The organism is Allorhodopirellula solitaria (assembly GCF_007859855.1).
Taxonomy (GTDB): domain Bacteria; phylum Planctomycetota; class Planctomycetia; order Pirellulales; family Pirellulaceae; genus Rhodopirellula; species Rhodopirellula solitaria.
In genome coordinates this window covers 304,668-326,717 of record NZ_SJPK01000003.1, presented here as the reverse complement: position 1 = coordinate 326,717, position 22,050 = coordinate 304,668, and the positions used below count along the sequence as shown (strand labels likewise).

At 59.0% G+C, this 22,050-nt stretch carries 15 protein-coding genes; 8 read left to right on the top strand and 7 right to left on the bottom strand.

Translation table 11 applies throughout. The features are described from left to right. The 5 genes from CA85_RS07460 to CA85_RS07440 form a co-directional block, all read right to left on the bottom strand. A complete protein-coding gene (locus CA85_RS07460) occupies positions 1-837 on the bottom strand; it encodes an ABC transporter ATP-binding protein (RefSeq protein ID WP_146390683.1) in 837 nt (278 codons plus the stop codon). A 17-nt stretch (positions 838-854) separates the two neighbouring features. Next, positions 855-1,652 carry an MlaE family ABC transporter permease gene (locus CA85_RS07455; protein WP_146390977.1) on the bottom strand — a complete coding sequence of 266 codons (798 nt, stop codon included), beginning with the start codon at positions 1,650-1,652 and terminating at the stop codon, positions 855-857. A gap of 243 nt (positions 1,653-1,895) precedes the next feature. Continuing rightward, positions 1,896-2,348, bottom strand: a complete 453-nt coding sequence (locus CA85_RS07450) for an FHA domain-containing protein (protein ID WP_146390682.1) — start codon at positions 2,346-2,348, stop codon at positions 1,896-1,898. Between the two features lie 109 nt (positions 2,349-2,457). After that, a complete protein-coding gene (locus CA85_RS07445; protein ID WP_146390681.1) occupies positions 2,458-3,846 on the bottom strand; it encodes a HEAT repeat domain-containing protein in 1,389 nt (462 codons plus the stop codon). A gap of 111 nt (positions 3,847-3,957) precedes the next feature. After that, entirely contained in the window at positions 3,958-6,789 is a 2,832-nt protein-coding gene (locus tag CA85_RS07440; protein WP_146390680.1) for an HAD family hydrolase, read from the bottom strand. Between the two features lie 132 nt (positions 6,790-6,921). On the opposite strand from CA85_RS07440, the gene CA85_RS07435 reads away from it, so the two are divergent. The 4 genes from CA85_RS07435 to CA85_RS07420 all read left to right on the top strand — a co-directional run bounded on the left by CA85_RS07435 (position 6,922) and on the right by CA85_RS07420 (position 13,152). After that, positions 6,922-7,887 (top strand): carbohydrate kinase family protein, encoded by a 966-nt coding sequence (locus tag CA85_RS07435; RefSeq protein WP_146390679.1) that lies wholly within the window; start codon positions 6,922-6,924, stop codon positions 7,885-7,887. A 15-nt stretch (positions 7,888-7,902) separates the two neighbouring features. Beyond that, the gene (locus CA85_RS07430) at positions 7,903-10,164 is read left to right on the top strand and encodes an HAD family hydrolase (protein ID WP_146390678.1); all 2,262 of its coding nucleotides are present in this window, start codon (positions 7,903-7,905) and stop codon (positions 10,162-10,164) included. Positions 10,165-10,611: 447 nt separating this feature from the next. Next, the gene (locus CA85_RS07425; RefSeq protein ID WP_146390677.1) at positions 10,612-12,603 is read left to right on the top strand and encodes an alpha-amylase family glycosyl hydrolase; all 1,992 of its coding nucleotides are present in this window, start codon (positions 10,612-10,614) and stop codon (positions 12,601-12,603) included. 30 nt (positions 12,604-12,633) lie between these two features. Further along, complete coding sequence (locus CA85_RS07420; RefSeq protein ID WP_146390676.1) at positions 12,634-13,152, top strand: CinA family protein; 519 nt, start codon at positions 12,634-12,636, stop codon at positions 13,150-13,152. A 19-nt stretch (positions 13,153-13,171) separates the two neighbouring features. Here the strand turns inward: CA85_RS07420 and CA85_RS07415 are convergent, their stop codons facing one another. Beyond that, a complete protein-coding gene (locus CA85_RS07415; protein WP_146390675.1) occupies positions 13,172-15,256 on the bottom strand; it encodes an alpha/beta hydrolase family protein in 2,085 nt (694 codons plus the stop codon). Positions 15,257-16,058: 802 nt separating this feature from the next. Further along, complete coding sequence (locus CA85_RS07410; protein WP_146390674.1) at positions 16,059-16,436, bottom strand: hypothetical protein; 378 nt, start codon at positions 16,434-16,436, stop codon at positions 16,059-16,061. A 193-nt stretch (positions 16,437-16,629) separates the two neighbouring features. On the opposite strand from CA85_RS07410, the gene CA85_RS07405 reads away from it, so the two are divergent. From CA85_RS07405 to CA85_RS07390, 4 genes are all read left to right on the top strand, one after another. Then, positions 16,630-17,322 (top strand): gluconolactonase, encoded by a 693-nt coding sequence (locus tag CA85_RS07405; RefSeq protein ID WP_146390673.1) that lies wholly within the window; start codon positions 16,630-16,632, stop codon positions 17,320-17,322. Between the two features lie 12 nt (positions 17,323-17,334). Continuing rightward, on the top strand, positions 17,335-18,837 hold the full coding sequence (locus CA85_RS07400) for a hypothetical protein (protein ID WP_146390672.1): 1,503 nt from the start codon (positions 17,335-17,337) through the stop codon (positions 18,835-18,837). A gap of 174 nt (positions 18,838-19,011) precedes the next feature. Then, positions 19,012-20,922, top strand: a complete 1,911-nt coding sequence (locus CA85_RS07395) for a 2-oxoacid:acceptor oxidoreductase subunit alpha (RefSeq protein ID WP_146390671.1) — start codon at positions 19,012-19,014, stop codon at positions 20,920-20,922. 67 nt (positions 20,923-20,989) lie between these two features. Further along, on the top strand, positions 20,990-22,000 hold the full coding sequence (locus CA85_RS07390) for a 2-oxoacid:ferredoxin oxidoreductase subunit beta (protein ID WP_146390670.1): 1,011 nt from the start codon (positions 20,990-20,992) through the stop codon (positions 21,998-22,000). Positions 22,001-22,050 lie beyond the last annotated feature (50 nt).

Here is a 22,050-nt window from a genome sequence, read left to right as displayed (position 1 = left end):
TTACGCCGTTGCTCGAGACATTTCACGAATTCGATCGCCCGCTTCCCCACGGACGAACTGACGAACCCGCCGATCCTCGGCGTGCTCGAGTCCGCTGGGCGGTCCGTCGAATAAAATTTGAGATTGTCCCGCGTCGAGCATTCGACGGGGGAAAAACATGATCACACGGTCGGCCACTTTCCGCGCCGTTCGCATGTCGTGCGTGACCACCACGCTGGTGACGGGATAGGTCCGCCGGGTATTCAAAATCAGTTCATTGATCACGTCGCTCATGATCGGGTCGAGTCCCGTGGTCGGTTCGTCATACACAACCAACTCCGGTTTCAGCACGAGGGCGCGTGCCAAGCCGACTCGCTTCTGCATGCCGCCGGAAATCTCGGCCGGATACTTGGCGGCAACCTCCTCGGGCAAACCCACTTCGAGGAGGTGCTGCCGGACGCGGCGGCGGACTTCATCCTCGTCCGTCTGCGGTTCGTTCTGGCGAATGGGAAAGGCCACGTTGTCGAAGATATTCATGCTGTCAAACAGCGCCGCGTGCTGAAACACGAAGCCAAAACGACGCCGAATTTGGGCAAGCTGTGCTGGCGATTGACGGTTCAAATCACGCCCGTCGAACATCACATGTCCCGTCGTTGGCTTGATCAGCGCGACGAGTGTTTTCATGAAGACGGTTTTTCCACAACCGCTTTCGCCAATCACAGCAACCGTCTGTCCCCGTTTGATACTGCGGGTGATCCCCGACAGGATCACGTGCCCATCAAACTCGACGTGCAAGTCCTTGACTTCGATCAGCGGAGTCGCATCAAGTTCCTCTGAGGAGACTTCATGCGACGGCATGGAGGTTTCAGCTAGATTCAAAACAGCACCGGTCCCTGCGGATAGATCATGAAGTAGATCGAATCCAAAGCGATGTTCAAAAACAAATCAACGGCGAGGATCAGGACAAAGGAATAAACGAACGCGGCCGTGGCAGCTTTGCCAACACCCTCGGCTCCCGGTTGGCAATGGAAGCCTCGGTAGCAACTGACGATCGCGATAATGGCCCCAAAAAAGAAACTCTTGAAAATCCCCATGAACAAGTCGAAGCCGACAACGCCCTCACGCGAATGGTGCAGATACGCAGCTCGATCAATCCCGAGAATGACCACGCTGTAAAAGTAACCGCCGACGATCCCCATGAAGTCGGCCATGATGGTCAACGCCGGGATCAGCAATAAACAGGCGAGAAAACGGGGGACGACAAGATAATGAATCGGATCGGCACCCATCGTCGTCAACGCATCGATCTGCTCGGTAACCCGCATCGTGCCAAGCACCGCGGCCATGGCACCGCCGACCCGACCGGCGAGCATAGTCGCCGCCAGCACCGGTCCGAGCTCGCGGACGAGGGATGTATTGATGACCACACCCAGACGGCTGGCCAACCCGATCGCTTCAAATTGATAATAGCTCTGGACGGCCAGAACCATGCCGATGAACGTCCCCGTCAGGGCGACCACGGGCAGGCTGAGTACACCGACTTGATAGAAGTTCGTCAACAAGGTGCCCCGGCGAGGCAACCTCGTGAACATCCACCCCAGCATCTGCCAGGTGAAACATGCCAGGTCGCCGATGGCCGAGATCCCTTCGACGATCGCGGTCCCCCACTGCATGATCCAGGCGTTCAGCGTTGGCGGCAGACGCGATTGTAACGCGTCGATCCGACGATATCGGTCGAGAGAACTCGTATCGCTCGACATGAAAGAAACCTCGCGATGAAACAACCCAGGGAAATTGCACCCATGCGGCCCCCCCTCACTCCACAGGAGCCAGGGCGCAGCGAGAGTGCTCACGTTGGATTGTATCGGCGAGATAAGAAATGCGGATTAGCGAAAATGAACCGATTATCGATCCGCTCAATCCGACTTGCGGTTGAAAAAACCCTTCTTGGGATCGCGTTTGGAGACCCCAGCCCGGTCCATCAGGGAGCTCTTCATCACTTCCTCGATGTAATTGTCGTCCGGCGGGGGCGGCCCGTAGGCGCCAAGCACCTGGGGATCGTACTCGAGGACGTAGTTGTGCCGGGCGATCGTGACTTTGCAGTTGGGGTCAGCACGCTTGCGGATCACAGGACGACCGTCGACCTTGGTCCCGTTTCGGCTGTTTAAATCACGGATAAACCAATATCCATTTTCCAAGGTCATCCGGCAGTGCTGGCTGGACACGTTGGGAAAGTCCAAGCAAATGTCACATTGCTTGCGGCGACCGATCAACAGGTTGTTCTTGATCAGGGGGATCGGGTCACCACCACCGGTCGGCGTCAATTGGCCAAAGGCACCCGCTAGTTCATCTTCTTTTTCTTCGCTCATGACAGGTCCACGGAAAAACTCGTTTCAATAAGGTCATTCAGCGGGAATGGAATAAATCGCTGAGATATTTATTATAGAAACGCTCTGTCCGGTACTCCAGAGACCAATTTCAGAAGAGATCAAGAATTCGCCGTATCCGCGCTGCGACGTGCGGATCGGGCTCGTCGACAACCCGTTGGCGGAGTGCGGCCAACACAGCCGCATCCTGGGTCTGAGCTAGTGCCGAGGCGGCCTGCAATCGCACCCTGCGGTCGGCATCACCGAGCAGCTCGAGCAACTCCTCCGAGCCGAGCGTGTCCAGCGACGCGTCTTCCTGGTGAGCGGCCACTTGGATGACGCCGTCAACGGGGCGACGGGCCGCGACAACAGCAGCCGGAGCCTGCAGGGTTTCGGGCACAGGACCTACAGCGACTGATTCCTGGGAGGAGACTCGTCCCAGCGGCACGGTGACGCCACGGGGAACCTCCTGCAATCGACCTTCGTTTCCCGGCGAAGACGCCGCGACGCCAAGCCGTGTCTGACCGGCGGTCGAGCGAACGATGCGAGCGGTCTGCATGCTCGCTGGCGGTGGCCAATCGGTCCAGCCCGATCGTTGGACAGGCGTCGACGGGCGGCCGCCAGATTGTACGGGCGTCGAATCTGCCGCTCCACGCAGCCTTGCCGCCGAGCGAACCAGCCTCGCGCGGGGAGCAGCGGATTGGGGAGCAGCAGGTTGAAGAGCAGGCGATTGAACCGCGGAGGCTCCAGCCACCTCGAGTTCGCCGAGCAAGCGATTGGCAGCGACGAGCAGCTCAGAATTGAGGGAAGGCGTGGCTGAAAATTCGAGCACGGATTGCTGCACCAGCTCCTGGGCTCGAGCTCGCGAGGCCGGACTGCAGCCCGCTCGCCTGCCCGCGGCATCGTTCGGCTCGACATTCGCCGGGGGTCCGAGCGAAACCGCAAAGGTATTCGCGATCGCATCGACCAACCGGTCATGAGCAGCCCGGCCGGCGGCCGGTGGAAGGGTGATCCAGTCGTTCTGCATTTTCCGCAGCAGCTCGAAGGCGGTCGCCGACACCGCCTCCTCGTCAGCCACCAACTGGCCGACCAGGGGAGCGATCGCGTCGGTTCCAAAACCCGCGATCTGCGTCAGGCGATTCTGTTTGCCCGCCGAGCCGAGTCCATCCAAACTCGCCACCAATTGAGAGAGCAAAAACTGCTTGCCGAAAAACAATCCTGTGAGCAGCAGGGCGGCCAACGCAAGAGTAGCCACGAGCGTCTTGGCGGCACGTAAAAAGCGAGATTTCGCCGTCGGTTCACTGGCGGCGAGTACGCGGGCGAAAGGGTTCGGCGTATCGCCCCATTGAGCCTCATTGCCCGCTTCGTAGCCAGACCGCTCGTCTGGACCAAGCTGGCCGCGTTGATTTTCGTGCGTCGACTCGCTCGCGACCGCATCACGGCGCGGTATCGCTGCGGTTGACGGGGGACGGGAATCGATCGATGGAGAGCGTTGGGACATGCCGCCGATTGTGCCGTCGCCTCGGAATCGACGGCAAGATCAATTCACCAGTCACAAAGCATGAATTCCCGTCCGGCACGCGGACAGGTGATTCGATTTAGCAGGCAATCATCACGACGTATGCAGCACCACGGCGTGGTTGAAATGCAGCTCGAGCGAACCATTGGGATCGCCGCTCAGAGCAGCCCGGCTATCGAGCAGCAACGGTGGCAGTTCACCGTTGATTTGAAGGAACTCCGCGATGTCGGGCCCAGACATGGTACCGTCGTTGGGATGCAAGCTCTGAGAGGGATCGGCTAGGCGGCAAACGACAATCAATTGCTCCTCGCCGCGGCGGAACTGCAACGCATAGCAACCACGCTCGGTATCGGTTCGCACGATCAGATGCTCGCCGGCCAGCAATCCCGATTGGGTGAACTCGCGCCGGACCGCAATCAGCTCACGATACCAGTGATGCATGGCGAGATTGCCCGCTGCGACGGCGCCGATGCGGGCTGACTCGAAAGCGTGCTCATCGGTGGGCAGCACACCCCCGGACCAATCGTGCTGGGGGTACTCGTGACGACGGCCTTCCACCACCGCCTGACGCAGCGACTCGTCACCGAAATCGACGAAGAAAGCGAACGGGTTCTCGCAGGCAAATTCTTCGCCCATGAACAGCATCGGTATCGCTGGCGAGAGCAACAGCAGGGTCGCCGCGGCGGCCTGCGTCTCGGGCGCTGTGATCTGATGAAATCTCTGGCCCAAGGGGTGGTTGCCGATGAAGTCGTGATTCTGGATGCAGTACACCACGCTCGACGTGTCGACTCGCTGGGCGGTGGCATCTCCCAACTCCTCCCGACCGCGATCGCCACCCACGTCGCCGCGAAACACGTATCCACGCTGCAGTGCTCGCGCCAAGTCTTCGTGGGGTTGATAGGTCCGGACGGTCAAACGGTCGTGGGACCGCACGCATGCCAACAGCGCATGAGCGAAGTCATCCCCCCATTGGGCGTCAAACCCACAGCCATTCTCATCCAACGGCGCTGTCATCGACCCATCGTACACATTCGTTTCCGCGATCAGCCAAACCCGCCGCTGGGCACGCTCGGACCACTGGCGAACCTCTCGGCCAAATTGACGCGTGATGTGTTCCTCACTGTGGTCACGCATGCAATGGATCGCGTCAACCCGCAGACCATCGAGGTGAAACTCGTCGAGCCAGTAAATCGCGTTGTCGATCACCAGACGGCGAATCGCGGTAGCCGAATCGCCAGCGTCAAAATTGGGGGACGCGCCCCAGGGCGTGTCATGACGGGTCGAGAAATAATCGCCCAGTTGCGACCAATAGTTGCCCTCGGGACCGAAGTGGTTGTACACCACGTCAGCGAAAACGTGCAGGCCGCGCGCGTGAGCGGCGTCGACCAAACCGCGGAGATCGTCGGGGGTGCCCATCGCGTTCATGGGCGCGAACCAGTGCGTCGCGTCATACCCCCAGTTCCATCGTCCCGGGCACTGGGCAATCGGCATCAATTCGATCGCGGTGATCCCCAGCTCAACGAGTTCATCGAGCCGCTCGATCGCGCCGGTGAACGTCCCTTCCTTCGTGAACGCGCCAATATGCAGCTCGTAGATGACCAACTCTTCTCGACGCTCGCAACGCGTGCGGTCGTCGTGTTGCCAAGGAAACTGTTGAGAGACGACCCGGGAGGGGCCGTGGACTCCCGCGGGCTGATACCGTGACGCGGGGTCGGGTATCGATGGTTGGCGATCCTCCACACTGGCTGCTTGAGAGCCAATTCGCAAGCGATAATCGGTTCCGACCGGGCACTCATCCACGCAGGCAGTGAAGAAACCCGACTGGTTTCGAGTCAACTCGACCGATCTGGGTTCACCCGCCGACGCATCATTCGGCTGGATCTCCAGCGTCAACGATTCGTGAGCGGGGGCGAAGACGGTGAACTGCGTGCGGCGGTGGCCCACCGGGACGGCGCCCCAGGCGAGCGGAAAGGCGGGCTCTTGGTCTGTCACGACGGACGTCTCACCCGCCAGCGAATCCTCCGGTTTCCAGCCAAACCAACGCAATCCTTCGAGCACGCCAGCCGTGCTCGATTGCGAGGCGAGCAACAGCCGGTCACTCCACCCTTTTTTCATGTGGGCGTCGTGGACGCGGGCGGCGTGCCGGCGGTCGGCGTTGGCAACGACAACGGCACGGTAGCCCGCAACGAGAGCGGCGTAGTCGTTGCCCGAATCGCCGCAAAACACAACCTCATCGTTTCGGTAACCCTGATCATGACACCACCAATCCAGCGCAAAGGCTTTGGAAACATTCGCCGGCAGCACGTCGACGAGCCCATCTCCGTTGAACGGATCGACGCTGCTGATCACGCCATAGGGAAGTGCATGCTGGGCAAGATAGGCCTCCACCATGACGTGACAGTCTTCGAGCGATTCTTCGGCAACGTAATAGCTCAGTTTGTGACGCTTTTGCTTGACCGGTTCTTGAAGCCGAAATCCAGGCAGCCCGGCGATTTCGCGGCGGACGTGTTCGATGTCGATCTCGCCGACGATCTCGTCGAGTCGATCAGCAAACCCCTGGCTCGGTCGATACTCCGCAGCGAGCGATGTGATCGCCTCTGCGGTAGCCTCACCTGACGCGGGCATCGCAGCATCCCCGCCGCCCGCGCCGGCCCCCCGCTCGCCATCGCAACGGGAGACCCGCTCGTACACACTCGTACCCACATCGCAGAGGATCCAGTCGGGCTGCGGAAGTTGCTCCTGGACGATGGCTTCCAAGACAAAGTCGAAATGCCGGCCGGTCACAAACGCTAACGGCAAGCGGCCTGACGCAAATTGGTCTCTTATTTGCTCCAAGGCCTGCTCAGCCGCCGAATCATTGTTCAGCGGGATAAAGGTGCCATCGAGATCCGTGGCCAATGCGTGAGGGCGATGAGGTGTTGTCATGCGAACTAATGTATAATGCAAGAATAAGTGATGGGTGCCAAACAGTTTGTTTCGTATCTGTGACGGCCTACGCTGCGAGGGGATTCGGCCCCCCGCTTCCACTGATTGTTTCTGAAAGGATATCCCCGCGACATGTCTAATAAACCGACCGCCATCATCGTAGGGGAAGTTTTGTGGGATTGTTTTTCGCCGGAGGACGGCGGGCAACGAGTGCTCGGCGGAGCACCGCTGAACGTGGCATGGAACCTGGCAGGCCTCGGCCTGAACCCTCTCTTTATCAGTGCTGTCGGCGACGATGAACTCGGTCAGGAAGTCCTATCTCGCATGACGGGCTTCGGAATGTCAACCGAGGGTGTCGCCATATTGCCCGGCGTGCCGACGGGTAGGGTGAACGTCTCCATCGTTGATGGTGAGCCTCACTACGACATTGTCAAGGACGTCGCCTGGGACCAGATCCCGGCTCCGGACGCGTTGCTTTCAGAGGCGATCAGCGACCGCTTGGCGGACTGCCATCGATCTGGCCGGCCGGCGTTGTTTTATCATGGTTCGCTGGCCTGCCGTGATGAGCGTTCACGCAACACGATCGTGGGATTGTGTGACGCGATCTTGAACGACCCCATCGACGCGCACATCTTTTTCGACGTCAACCTGCGAGCACCGCACTACGAACGGTCGGTACTCGATCAACTCCGCCAATCGGCCGCCTACCTCAAGATGAACCTGGACGAGTTGTCGGAACTCACCGACGGAATCCATGGCGATGCCGTTGAGAAAACCCTGGCGGCGGGTAAGAAGTTTGAAGAGGACCCCGGCGAGGTGCCTCTGTCGGGGTTGCTGGTTACACGCGGATCCGAAGGTGCTCTATGCTATACGCCTGGGTGCAGCGAGCCACTGCATGTGCATACACCCGAGCCTGAGAAAATGGTGGACACGGTCGGAGCGGGCGACGCGTTTGCCGCTGTCGTGATGCACGGAATCGTCACCGGCCGGCCGTTCACCAACTCCTTGCACGACGCAGTGGCATTTGCATCGAAGGTCTGCGGGCTAGCCGGTGCAACCTGTGACACTCCTGAATTCTATCAGCTACCCTCCAGATAAGTAATAATTATTGCTATGAAATCGCCGGACAATGACGGGCTTCGAATCACGCTGCTCAGCCTTCATGGGTTGATCCGCGGTCACGATTGTGAACTCGGTCGCGATGCCGATACGGGTGGTCAGATCAAGTACGTGCTCGAGCTCGCTCAAGAATTGGCGACACGTGACGAAGTTGCCTCCGTGGAACTCGTCACCCGTCAATTGTTTGATGATCGAGTGGGCCCGGACTATGCGCAGGTCGAGGAGCATCTCAGCGACAAAGCGAAGATCGTCCGCATCCCCTTCGGCCCCCGGCGGTATTTGCGCAAAGAGGCCTTGTGGCCGTATCTCGAGACGTTCATTGACCAGATGCTCGGCCACTATCGCCGCACAGGGTTGCCTGATTTGATCCACGGGCACTATGCCGACGCGGGGTACGCCGGCGCTCAGCTCGCCCGCCTACTGCATGTTCCCTACGTGTTCACAGGACACTCCCTCGGCCGCGTCAAGCGAGAACGTATGATCGCCTCGATGGCGAAATCTAAGAGCAAGAAAAAGCCTGAGGACTTGGAGAAGAAGTTCAAGTTCAAGGCGCGTGAGGAAGCCGAGGAGACGGCTTTGGAAACCGCCGCAATGGTTATCACGAGCACCGGCCAGGAGGTCGAGCAACAGTACTCGATCTACCACCATTACCAACCCGATCGGATGGAGGTGATTCCGCCCGGCGTGGACCTCACAAACTTCTATCCAGATGATCCTGCTGAACCTCTGCCGCCGATCTACGACCAGCTATTGCCATTTCTGCGGGATCCCGACAAACCCATGGTCGTCGCCATGGCCCGTCCCGATGAACGCAAGAACCTCGAGCAACTCGTCCGTGTCTACGGTGAAAACCCTAAGATGCAGGAAGCTGCCAACCTCGTGTTGGTGATGGGAGGCCGCGATGACTTGCGTGATCTGCCGCCCTCGCAGCGCAAGGTGATCACGAACGTCTTGCAACTGATTGACGTCCACAACCTGTATGGGAAAGTCGCTTATCCGAAGTCGCATCGGCCCTCCGATGTCCCCGACCTCTACCGGCTCACCGCCCGCCGCAAGGGGGTGTTCGTGAATCCGGCCATGACTGAGCCCTTCGGCTTGACGCTGCTCGAGGCTGCGGCCAGCGGCGTGCCGATCGTGGCCACCAACGACGGTGGCCCCCGCGATATTATTGCTAACTGCCAAAACGGATTGCTAATCGATCCCTTCGACCGGGAATCGATTGATCATGCGATCATGCGTTGCCTCAGCGAACCCGAACAGTGGGAGGAATGGTCGCAAGCAGGAATCAGCGGCACGCGGGAACATTACAGCTGGAGCACCCACGTTGATCGCTACCTGCGAGACGTTTCAGAGATCATCGACACGGCGCCGCCGCCAGTCCTCTCGCAGGCGGTCACGCGGACGTCCAAGAGATTGCCGGAGTTTGATCGGATCATCATGACCGATCTCGACAACACGCTGACGGGTGACAACGATGCGCTCAACGACTTCGTCGAGTTGATGAAGAACGCGGGCCAAGACGTCGGTTTTGGAATCGACACAGGACGCTCGCTCGCCGAGGCGATGTCGCTAATCAACGAACTCGGCTTGCCCCGGCCCGACGTGCTCTCGACCGCTGTCGGAACCGAACTCTACTACGGCAGCCGTCTGGCGCAGGACAAATCCTGGCACCAGCAGATTTCTCACCAGTGGGATGGTGCTCGCGTTCACGAAGTCCTCGACGAATACCCGGGCTTGTATCTGCAGAAAGACAAGGATCAAACCGAGTTCAAAATCAGCTACCGCATCGATCCCGAAGTGATTTCGTCGGTCGACGATGTGCGGCGGGAACTACGAGAAGCCGGTCTGCGTGTGAAGGCAATCCTGTCGCTCGGTTCGTTCTTGGACATTATCCCCATCCGTGGCGGCAGTGAACTCTCGTTGCGGCACCTCGCTTATCGCTGGGGTTTTGAACCCGAGCACATGCTCGTTGCCGGTGATTGCGGCAACGATGAAGGCATGCTCAAGGGAGGCACCCTGGGGGTGATTGTGGGGAACTACAGCCCTGAGTTGGAACAACTCCGTGGGCGGCCCCGGATCTATTTCGCCGAGGGTCATCATGCACGCGGTGTGATGGAGGGAATCGACTACTATGATTTTCTTAATCATATTCGCATCCCCAACGACCGTACCGAGGCGGATTCGTCCAAAGAGGATACCAACGAATCCCAAGCATCCAACTCCGAGGCGGCCTCGACTTCTCGATCGACGAGTTAGCACCCCTTCGACGCGGACCCGTTTCCGCTGTGGTCACGACACATCGGGACCGTGACCAGACCATCGCCGGAGGGCGTCCTCACGTCGCCCTCGCAGAGCATGGCCGACAGCCAATCGAGAATGCAGGCCTCGTAACGGCTGAGAACCTTGCCCACCCTTTGGGGTGGGTTCATGAAGTTGTGTCACATCACGGTCCCGCGATCCTCAGCGTGGATTCCCTCACCAAACCGCAATAATACGTGACAGACACGCATCTGTGACGTATATCACCTCATAGTGTCGCGGCGGGCTACGTTGGGGTTTCGTTCACCGCAGAAGTCGTCAAAACTTTCGGAAATTTACGCGGCGGATGGGAATATGTGGCACGCCCCTGCTACCCGCCATGGTTTTCACGCGCACGACATTGAATCACATCACTTTGAGACCTCTCGCTCTTTTTGCGAAAATATGATTGCCCTGAAACTGAATTCACGACCTCGCGACGGACACGGCGTTGCCGAGACCCGCAACGAGAAACGCGCCCGAATAGCGTTGGAGCGGATGCTGCCCACGCTCGAAGCGTTTTGGGAAGCGGAGGATGTCGAGCAGGTCGAAATCGATGAAGTGATGGAGCGACTGCAGCGCCACTGGCCCCGCTTGTTCGGGCTTCTGGTGGGTCTGTACGGGGAACAGTGGGATTTCTTCTATCATCTCGAGCAGATCGTGATGACGATGATTCGCGGTTGGCGGATGCGGGATGAGTCGCTGCGGCAATCCGATCGCCAGCGGATCAACAACCCGGGCTGGTACACATCGGAAAAGCTGGTCGGCGGGGCACTCTACGTCGATTTGTTCAGCGAAAACCTGGGCAAGCTCCGTGACCAAATCCCGTACTTTCAGAAACTCGGACTGACCTACCTGCACCTGATGCCCCTGTTCGCCGTCCGCCCGGGGAACAACGACGGCGGCTATGCGATCAGCAACTATCGCAGTATCGATCCACGCGTGGGCACGCTCGACGACCTCAAACAACTCGCCGCTGCGCTCCGCGAAGCTGGCATCCTGTTGGTGCTCGATTTTGTCTTCAATCACACCGCCGACGACCACTACTGGGCTCAACAAGCTCAGTCGGGAAATGAGGAATTCGAAGACTACTACTTCCTGTTCGACAATCGCACGGTTCCCGATCAATACGAACAAACCTTGCGAGAAATTTTCCCCACCGTTCGCCGCGGCAGTTTTACGTGGCACGATGGGATGCAGCGATGGGTTTGGACGACCTTCAATAGCTTTCAGTGGGACCTCAATTATCACAACCCGGAGGTCTTCCGTGCGATGCTCGCCGAGATGCTGTTCATCGCCAATACCGGCGTCGATCTGCTACGGCTCGATGCGGTTGCGTTCATCTGGAAACAGATGGGTACGATGTGCGAAAACCTGCCCGAGGCGCACGAGATCATCCAAGCTTTCAACGCTTGTGCGAGGATTGCCGCGCCGGGCCTGATCTTCAAGAGCGAAGCGATCGTGCATCCCGATGAGGTCGTGCGATACATCAGCGAGGAGGAATGCCAAACGTCCTACAACCCGACACTGATGGCATTGCTATGGGAATCGCTGGCCACACGCGACACGAAGTTGCTGCAACGATCGCTCGCCCGCCGGCATCAACTACCCAGCCAAACGACATGGGTCAATTACCTGCGTTGCCACGATGACATCGGGTGGACCTTTGACGATGACGACGCCGCTGCCGTGGGAATCAACGCCTATCATCACCGGCATTTCCTCAACGCCTTTTACACAGGCCAGTTCGAAGGGTCCTTCGCTCGCGGGGTCCCGTTCCAGCACAATGTGGATACGGGTGACATGCGAATCAGCGGCACATTGGCGTCGCTCGCGGGACTGGAACAGGCGATCGAGCTCGATCGTGTCGACCTCAAGGAACTAGCCATCCGGCGCATCCTGTTGCTCAATGCCTCGATGCTGAGCGCCGGTGGTATCCCATTGATGTACTTAGGCGAAGAGTGGGGCACGTTGAACGACTACGACTTCGTTAAGGATCCCGCCAAAGCAGGTGATACACGCTGGGTCCACCGGCCGAAGATGCAGTGGAACTACCTCGATGAACTCGGCGATGACGGGTCCATCCGTGGCCGAATTTTCAAGTCGCTGCAGAAGCTGATCGAGATCCGCAAGCAAACACCTGCGTTTTCTGGACTGGAGATGGAGCTCATCGCAACACAGTCGCCGCAACTGCTCGCCTACGTGCGGTCCAACGCCGGCAACCGCGTCATCGTGGTCTCCAATTTTAGCGAGCACCCGCAAACGATCGATAGCAACCGGCTGCGGACAGCCGGCATGGGGCGTTTTTTCGAGGATCTGTACACTGGGCAGACAATCACGACCGCTGAGGACGTGCATTTGGAACCGTATCAATTTTTGTGGCTGCACCGTGTGTGATCGCCTCCTCCACCGACACCCCGGCGTTGCATGACCCCATCGAATTTCACCGCGGCGGCTCAACTCGTCGACCAACTCCGCCGCTCCACTTCTCGGATCGCCCTGGCTGAGAGTTGCACGTGTGGGATGACCGCGGCGCTTCTCGGCGGCGTGCCGGGTGCGAGTGAGGTTTTTTGTGGCAGCGCGGTTACCTACCGGGAATCGGTGAAATCCGATTGGCTCGGTGTTGAGACAAGCACCCTGCGTGAGTTCACCGCCGAGAGCCAACAGACCACCGATGAGATGGCCCGCTGCCTGCTCGACCGCACGCGTGAAGCGGATTGGTGCGCGGCCATCACAGGGCACCTCGGCCCCAACGCCCCGAGGCCAATCGATGGACGCGTCTATGTTTCATTGGCCTGCCGCCCGGTTCGGCAGAGCGACGATCCCATCGTCTGCCGGCATGACTTTGTGCTGAAGGCCACCGCTCGCGTGGAACGCCAAGTCGAAGCGGCGCAGACTCTGATCGGCTGGATACTCGATCAGACAGCGACGTCCAGTCGGTCCTGAGCAAGCGACCTGCGGGTGCTCACTTCTTGATCAAACGGATCTTTCCACCGAGATCGGGAAAATCCACTGATTGCCACTGGGCGATATCGTCATCCGCTGCTCGGAGGATCACCCCGGAGGCTCGATCAGCCGCCATCGACACGACGTGGGGCAACTCAACGCTGCGGCTGACATTCAGCAGGTCCGGTGCGTCTCGATTGCGAGCTGGCAAATCGGTCAGCTCGAGTTCAGCGATACGGTCTTCGAAGAGCGAGGCATACAAGGCCCAAACGGCGGCGTCTCCGCGACCGATTAGATTGCGTGTGCCACCGACTCCGTCGATCGCGTCGATCGCTTGCAGGCCGCGACGCACGTCATAGATCTGCATCGATGCCGCGGTCTGACCGAGCAACATGAATCGCCGACGAAGATGAGTGCGCGTTTTTTTATCCGTCGACCACTGCGTAAGACCGACTCCACGAGGAGCCACGAAAACGGTCGCTGAACCCGACAACGACTCGCTAGTCGATTGCCAGAGTTCGGCATCAGATTTCACGCCGACAACAATCTCGGGAAACAGGTAGCTCCAGGCGGGAGCCATGTCGTCCCAGCCCTGTTGATCAAGAATGCGGACGTCGACAGCCTCCGCCGCGGAGGTCGATTCATCGTCGCCGGATTCTGACGGTGAGGGTTCCACAACAAACATCGTCAACCGATACGGCGACTGGGACGTGTATTCGATGGCGCGGACCAAACAACCGTCCTGCTGCGACTGAGCGACAACCTTCGAATCGAGAGCTTCCGAGGTCGACGAGGGCCATCCCCGAAACGACTTCTGCAGTAACGCTTCTTTCCAATGTTTGCTCTGTTTTTTGAGGTCCGAGTGCGATTGCGGCAGTTCCTCGGCAGTCACCTTCGGGACAAACGATTCGTGGATTTCGGTGACACGCTCGTCCACCGGCAGCTCATCGAAGACCTTCAGTTCGCCAGTTTCAAAATAGGGGGTGGCCACGGTCTCGATCAGCGAACGATCGTTCTTGAGAAATCGATTGAACCATCGGAATGCGTGTACCCGCAGCTCCTGAGTGTCCTGGTGAGGGCCTTCGGTGATCTGCAGCCCCAGCTTCGATTCGGCATCATAGAGTTCGTAGATGCGTCGGACCTTGCGATGCAGTTCGACAACACCATCGAGTGGAAAGATCGGATCTTTGTCCGAGTTTGAGATCAGCAGTGGCCGGGGCGCGACCAAGGCTGCGACCATGGGGTAATCCCAGCGGTACGTGTTGACCATGAACATACAGTCACAGTGCCCCTCGACGCATCCATCGACGACATGATTTTGCAGTGTAGTGATCCCAGCAACGGGAACCGCGGCTTGGATGCGTTCGTCCAATGCCGCGAGCCACCACGAATAGGCACCACCGCCACTACGTCCAGTCACACCGATTCGACCCGGATCCACTTCGCCGCGCGACTGCAGGTAATCGACCGCACGAATCGAGTTCCAAGCCTCCACTCCCGCTGGCGTGTAGCCGCGATTGTTCCACCACCACTTATCGTGTCGATAAGTGCCGTGGTGCATGCCTTCGATTTCGCCCAATTGAATTGTGTCGATAGTCAAGCAAACGTAACCATTGCGGGCGAACCATTCGCCGTGATGTTGGTAATGCGTTTTATTTCCGACGCTGACACCGTCGACTTCTTGACGCCCATGACCGCAGACGTACAGCACGGCGGGCAAGGCCCCATCGACCTGTCGCGGGCGATACAGATTCCCTGTGACGTAGAGCCCTGGCATCGATTGAAACTGCAGTTTCTCGACCACAAATTCGTCGGTCTCGAGCGTGCCTGTGACGACAGGATGCAAGTCGGTTCGTTCGGGCATGGGATCCAAACCGAGCATCTCATGCAGCTCGTCGCGGTATCCATCGCGGAGACGCTCCCAATCCTCGAGCGTCTCGATTTCAGCGAACGTCGCCTCGCTCAGCTTCGCGGTTTCGAGTGCAAAATACTCTGCGGCGAGCCGGTCGCCGTGCTCGGTCGGCGAGTTGGAATCTTCCGCGTGGCAGCAGTGTGAAAGAACGAGCAACGCGGCAATCGGGACAGCGGTCCGGTAGTGAAACATGATCGAGGTGGGCTAGAGAGGCGGGATGAAGTTCGCGATCTATCTTAGCCGCTACCGGCTACACCGTGGCGATTCGCTCTTCAACGGCCTGTTGATTGAATCGACGTTGGCGCCGCAATGTTGAGCCGAGTGTCTTGAGGCACCGGGTAGTGCCGCTTAGGAACGCAGGAGCAATAAGTGGGTCGCAGATCCCGTCGTGAATGATCTTCAACCCCATTCGGGGTTGGCGATTGCGTCTCACGACGTATCCGGTGGTGTTCGCTTGCGTGCAAACCACCGGCTATTTTCGGCTCATCCGACGGAAGCGTGCGCGGAGCACAGGGGAAGGTTTTTCTAGGCATGGCTCTCGTATCCAATAACCTTACAAAAATGCGTCCCTGACGAACAAACGCTCGCCAGGGACCGACAACACCATTGGCGTACCGCTTTTTCAGGGAAACGCTGGCGACCGAGATATCACTTGCCAAGCCAGCACCTCTGCAGAGCTCGGCTCCGTTTCTCCCGGCAGTGCCAGTCTAACATTGATAATCACATCCCAAAAATAAATCCTTCGATACGGGAGCCATGCCTTGAAAACCTCGGGCGCACGCTTCCGTCGGATGAACCCTATTTTCTTCAACGCCTTCGGCGTAGGAAAACGTGCGGGGCACAACAGTTCGTCGCCTTGTCCACCACAGGAAAAGCTTTCGCAAAATTCGCCGCTTCTTGATCACCCGGCCGCCCACGCGTCTCGGCTCAATAAATCGGCGGGGGTGTCGTTGGGTGAACGAAGCCTCTATTTCTTGGGAGCTCACTGACACGATCAGGCAGCCAAATCGTCGGTGAGATCGCTTCCGGGGAAATCAGTGGAACTCAATCGACCGCGCGCCGCCGGCTGGGCCGGGGGAGCCCCGTCGAGCATCTGCTGCAAGCGGTCGAGCGTCATCACCATCTCGGTCCACTGGCCCATCACCTCCATCGTCGACAATTGCTGCGCGTCATCGCGGTCGAATCCACGCTCGCCGACTCGCACGCGAGCGGACAGAACGGTGGCCGTTTCGGCCTGCGAGGCACTCGGCTGTTCCTCGGTCGGCAGGATCTGCTGCATGACCTCGTTCACTGCCCACAACGCAGCCTTGTGGCATGATTGAGCAGCGACAACACGACGAAAGGTACCGGATTGAACATAATATTTTGCCATGGGTCGTTCCTTGCGATTGAAATCGGTTCGTTGAGATGTTGACAGCGGGCAATTGCCGCCTCACAAGAAGTATCGGAGGTGGGGCGGACACGTTTGGTCAGGGATGTCGGTAGCCTCCCGCACTTCGCGGGCATTGTGGTAGGATCGTGGAGTAGAGATGATCCGTCCCGATCCCATCCCGGAGGTAGAAAACATGAAAACTGCTTTGTTCAGCCCTGCCACGCTTCTTTCTCGTACCACCCAGATGCTCTCGACTTCGTGTTGCTGGATCCTCGCCGGTGGCGCGATCCTGACTCCCCTAGCTGTGCAAGGAGCACCGCCGGCGGCGGTTTCGGGCGACGAAGCGACCGCAGCTGAGCAGTCAACCGAGCCTACGGCAACGATCCAGATCTTTGGCGACGCGGGCACGCTGGTCGTACCAGCTGATTTCAAGAAGGCTAAGAAAGCCAACAACATTATCGATCATGAATTTTCCGCCAGCGCCGGCGAGGGCGAAGACGTGAAAACCGCTCGTCTGACGATGATGCCCGCCAGCGGCGGAGTCGATGCGAATATCGACCGCTGGATTGGCCAGTTCAGTGGGACGAGCAAGAAAGTCAAGCCGACCCAGGAAACGGAGAGCGGCAAGTGGAATGTGTATGTCGTGGAGATCTCCGGTGATTTTGCCGAGCGGATGGGGGGCGGCCCGTTCGCAGGAGGGCGATTTGTCAAACGTTCCGATTACGCCATGATAGGCGCCATTCTCGTCGAGCCGGACCAGGATTCGCCTGGCCAGCCCGAGTTCGCCCACCACCGGCAGTACTTCGTCAAAATGATCGGCCCCGCGCCGGTGATCGCTGCCCACGGCAAAGCGTTCAAGAAAATGGTCCATTCCGTCGGTAAATAAACCAGCACGCTTGTGAATACTCAATCCTTTCTCGAACACCACGGTATTGTCCGCAACCCCTTCGCCGAGGAGGACGCGCAGACCGACCCGGTGTTCAAACAGCACTGCATCCGCAACGCCTACCATCCCGCCTGGGACAAGGTATATGGCGACCCGACCGAACCGGCGACCGCGATCATTTTCGGCCCCAAAGGGTCCGGAAAAACGGCGATGCGTTTGCAGATCGATCAGCACTTGGTGCAGTTCAACGCCGAACATCCCGACGACCGCGTCTATATCATTCGCTACGACGACTTCAATCCGTTCCTGGATCACTTCTGTGAGCGATTGGGCAAACGGGCGGCCCGCAAGCCAGAAAAGGCACTCGATGCCTGGCGTTTGTGGGATCACATGGACGCGATCCTCTGTATTGGCGTCACTGATCTGATTGATCAGGTACTGTCCGACGAAGACCGTCGTCGCGGCGATGATGGCAATCGCATCGACGCCGGGCGAGTTGCGAAGCTCGATCGAAACGATGCGCGCGACCTGTTGCTGCTCGCAGCGTGTTACGACCAATCCACCACATCGACCTTCACCGGTCGGTTTGCCCAGCTCCGCCAGCGGCTGGGGTTTACCAATTGGTGGGCCTCGATCGATTTTTACTTCGCGGTTTTCTGGTCCATCCTCGTCACGCTCGTCGTCGGCTGGATGTTCTGGAACTCGGCCGATGAACAGGGCGTGCGGACTTGGAACCTGCTATGGCTGATCCCGATTCTCGTCTTCCTGGGCAAACTGCCCTATTTGATTCGACTGACCAAGAACCATTTTGCTGCCGCCGGCATCCACCGGCACATGCGTGTGGGCAAGCGGGAAACCGGGTCGGTGCGCAAGGTCCTGATGCAGTTCCCCTCCGGTGAACTCGAGAGCCAGCCGGCCCCCCGCTACGATCGCACCGACGATCGCTATGAACTGCTGCGGAAATTCCAAGGCCTGCTCGCGCGGCTGGGCTTTGACGGCATGATCGTGTTGATGGACCGTGTCGACGAGCCGCACATGACGGGCGGCAAGCCTGAATTGATGCGGCGATTCGTCTGGCCCTTGCTCGACAACAAACTGCTCAAACACCCCGGGCTGGGATTCAAGATGATGCTGCCCGAGGAGTTGTACCGAGACACCGAGCGGGAGACGCGAGAGTTTCACGAACGAGCTCGACTGGACAAACAGAACGTCATCCCGGCCTTCCAATGGACTGGTGAATCGCTCTACGACCTGGCCCGGGCCCGGATGCGAGCCTGTGCCGCCGAGGGGCAGAGCCCCGAGCCACGCGACCTTTTCGAAGACTCACTCTCGTACGAAAAGATGCTGGTGTCGTTTGAATCGCTGCGAGTCCCACGGCATTTATTCCGATTTCTCTACCGAGTTGTTGCCGACCACTGCAACCGATTTACGGACTCGGACCCGCAATTCAAAATCGAAAAGTCCACGTTTGAGACGGTTTTAGCGGTCTACACGCGGGAAATGGTGCGCGAATAAATCGCGACCATTCCCATAATTCGGTAGAAAAGATACGATTAGGGTGATTTTGACGCGCCCTCATGCTCGATAGAATCGCTAAAGTCCCCGCCATCGTGCCCTCAATTGATCACGCCTTATGAGCGGAATGCGGCCTTGTCGTGTTCCGATCAGCCTCCCCTCTCTCGCTCTCTCATGATCGACACCAGCAATTCTTCGTCCACCTCCAAGACGATCGAAACCGTCTCGGGCATCACCGTCCGATTGTGCGGCGACTCGGGTGATGGAATGCAGTTGCTCGGCACCCAGCTGACCAATACGTCAGCGTTGGCGGGCAACGATGTGGCGACATTCCCGGACTTTCCGGCCGAGATCCGGGCGCCACGCGGTACCCGCGCGGGCGTCTCAGGGTTTCAGGTCCAATTTGCTAGCCGTGAGATCTTCACCCCCGGTGACACGCTCGATGCACTCGTGGTGATGAACCCCGCCGCCATGGTCACCAATTTGAGCGACCTTCGCAAAGGCGGCATTCTGATCGCCAATGAGGATGGTTTCAACGACAAGGAATACAAGCTCGCAAAGGTCGAGAGCAATCCGCTCGATGCTGACGTGATCGAGCAGTCCTACCGTGTCGTGCGGGTCGCGATGACTAAGTTAACCCGCGAGGCAGTGAGCGAATTTGGGCTGAGCACAAAGTTCGCCGACCGCTGCAAGAACTTCTTCGCGATGGGCCTCGTGTACTGGCTCTTCGGCCGCTCGCTCGACCCGACACTGCGATTTATCGAAGAAAAGTTCTCCAAGAAACCCGACATCATGAATGCCAACATCGCCGCCCTGCGGGCCGGTTGGGCATTCGGCGAGACGACCGAAGTGTTTGGGGAAAGCTACCAGGTCGAAGCGGCGAAATTGGCCCCCGGTACCTACCGCAACATCATGGGCAACCAAGCCCTCGCGTGGGGCTTGATCGCAGCTTCGAGCGTCAGCAAGAAGGAGATGTTCTACGGCACCTATCCGATCACGCCAGCATCGGACATTTTGCATGAGCTGACCCGGTTCAAGAATTTCGGCGTGCGAACCTTTCAAGCCGAAGATGAGATCGCCGCGATTGGCGCCACTATCGGAGCGGCGTTTGGTGGTTCCATGGCCGTCACGGCGAGCAGTGGTCCAGGGATCGCGCTCAAGGGCGAAGCGATGGGCCTTGGCATCATGCTCGAACTGCCGATGATCATCATCAACGTTCAACGCGGCGGCCCCAGCACGGGGTTGCCGACGAAGACCGAGCAGAGCGATCTATTGCAGGCCATGTACGGCCGCAATGGGGAGGCCCCCATGCCGATCCTGGCACCGCGATCACCCGGTGATTGTTTCGACATGGCCGTCGAAGCCTGGCGGATCGCCGTCGAGTGCATGGTCCCGGTGATGGTGCTCTCGGATGGCTACATCGCCAACGGCAGTGAACCGTGGAAGATCCCTGACGTCGCCGACCTGCCCGAAATTTCGTGCACCCATCCGGCCGGAGGTGAGTCCGAGGAACCCTTCCTGCCGTACTCTCGCAACGAGAATCTAGCGCGACCCTGGGCCGTTCCCGGCACACCCGATTTGATGCACCGCCTCGGCGGTTTGGAAAAGGAAGATGGCACGGGCAACGTTTCCTACGACCCCGACAACCACCAACACATGGTCGACACCCGGGCGGCCAAAGTGGCCAAGATCGCTGAGCGGATCCCCGACCAAGATGTCTTTGGTAACACGTCCGGTGACATCTTGGTGATTTCATGGGGCGGCACGTACGGGGCATGTTTGACCGCCGTCGCCCGATGCCGGGATGCGGGGCACGACGTCAGTCACGCCCACATTCGCTACATGAACCCGATGCCAGCGAACATCGGCGAGCTGCTCGGTTCGTTTCGGACGATTCTCGTGCCGGAACTGAATTCCGGGCAACTCCGGATGCTGCTGCGGGCGGAATACCTCGTCGACTGCATCGGGATCAACAAGATCCAGGGCAAGCCCTTTGCGGTCTCCGAACTTGTCGACGAAATCACTCACCATGCCACCACGCGGCGGCAGGACGCATCCGCACGCCGCACGGCCAAAGTGGGCTAGCGAAACGTTGCCCAGACGTTCGCTCCCCATCCGCCAAACCACTCTCTGTCCAACCTGAATCTTTCCCATGAATCTTCCAGTCCTCAAAGCTGCCGATTTCGCCTCCGACCAAGATGTCCGCTGGTGCCCCGGCTGTGGCGACTACTCGATCCTCGCGCAGATGAAGAAGGTCTTGCCCGAACTCGGGTACCCACGCGAGAAAACTGTCTTCATCAGCGGTATCGGCTGCAGCAGCCGGTTTCCGTACTACATGAACACCTATGGAATGCACAGCATCCACGGCCGTGCTCCGACGTTTGCAACCGGTTTGAAGTCCACGCGTCCCGAACTCATGGTCTGGGTAATCACCGGTGACGGCGACGCCCTGTCCATCGGCGGGAATCACTTCATTCACTGCCTGCGACGCAACCTGGACATCAACATTGTGCTGTTCAATAACCGCATCTATGGATTGACCAAGGGCCAGTACAGTCCCACGAGCGTCGAGGGCCAAGTCACCAAGAGCACGCCCATGGGTGCGATCGACCATCCGCTCAGCCCACTGTCGGTGGCTCTCGCGGCCGAAGCCACGTTCGTCGCTCGCAGTATCGACGCGCACGTCAAGCACCTCGGTCAAACGCTCAAGGCCGCTGCCGAGCACAAGGGTACCTCCTTGGTCGAAGTCTACCAGAACTGCAACGTGTTCAACGACGGCGCGATGGCGTACGCTCAAGAAAAGAAACAGCGGGCAGAGAACGTCGTCGAACTGGAGCACGGCAAACCCTTGATTTTTGGTGCCCAGAGCGACAAAGGCATCCGCCTGACAGGCAACCAGTTGGAAGTCGTCAACACAGCCGATGTGCCCGCGGATGACCTGCTGATTCACGACGCTCAGGCACCCAACCCCGCCATCCAAATGATGCTCGCCCGGATGCGATATCCGGAGATGCCCGAGCCCATTGGGGTGCTGCGGTCGGTCAAGGGCGTCACGACCTACGACGATCAGATTAACGAGCAGGTCACCGCCGCCAAAGCCAAACAGGGCGATGGCGACCTGAACGCTCTGTTTCACTCCGGGGATACCTGGCAAGTCGCCTAAGCAGGTGCTCGGGAGTCCTTCGGTGTCACCCAACGAGCCGGTGGGCGCTA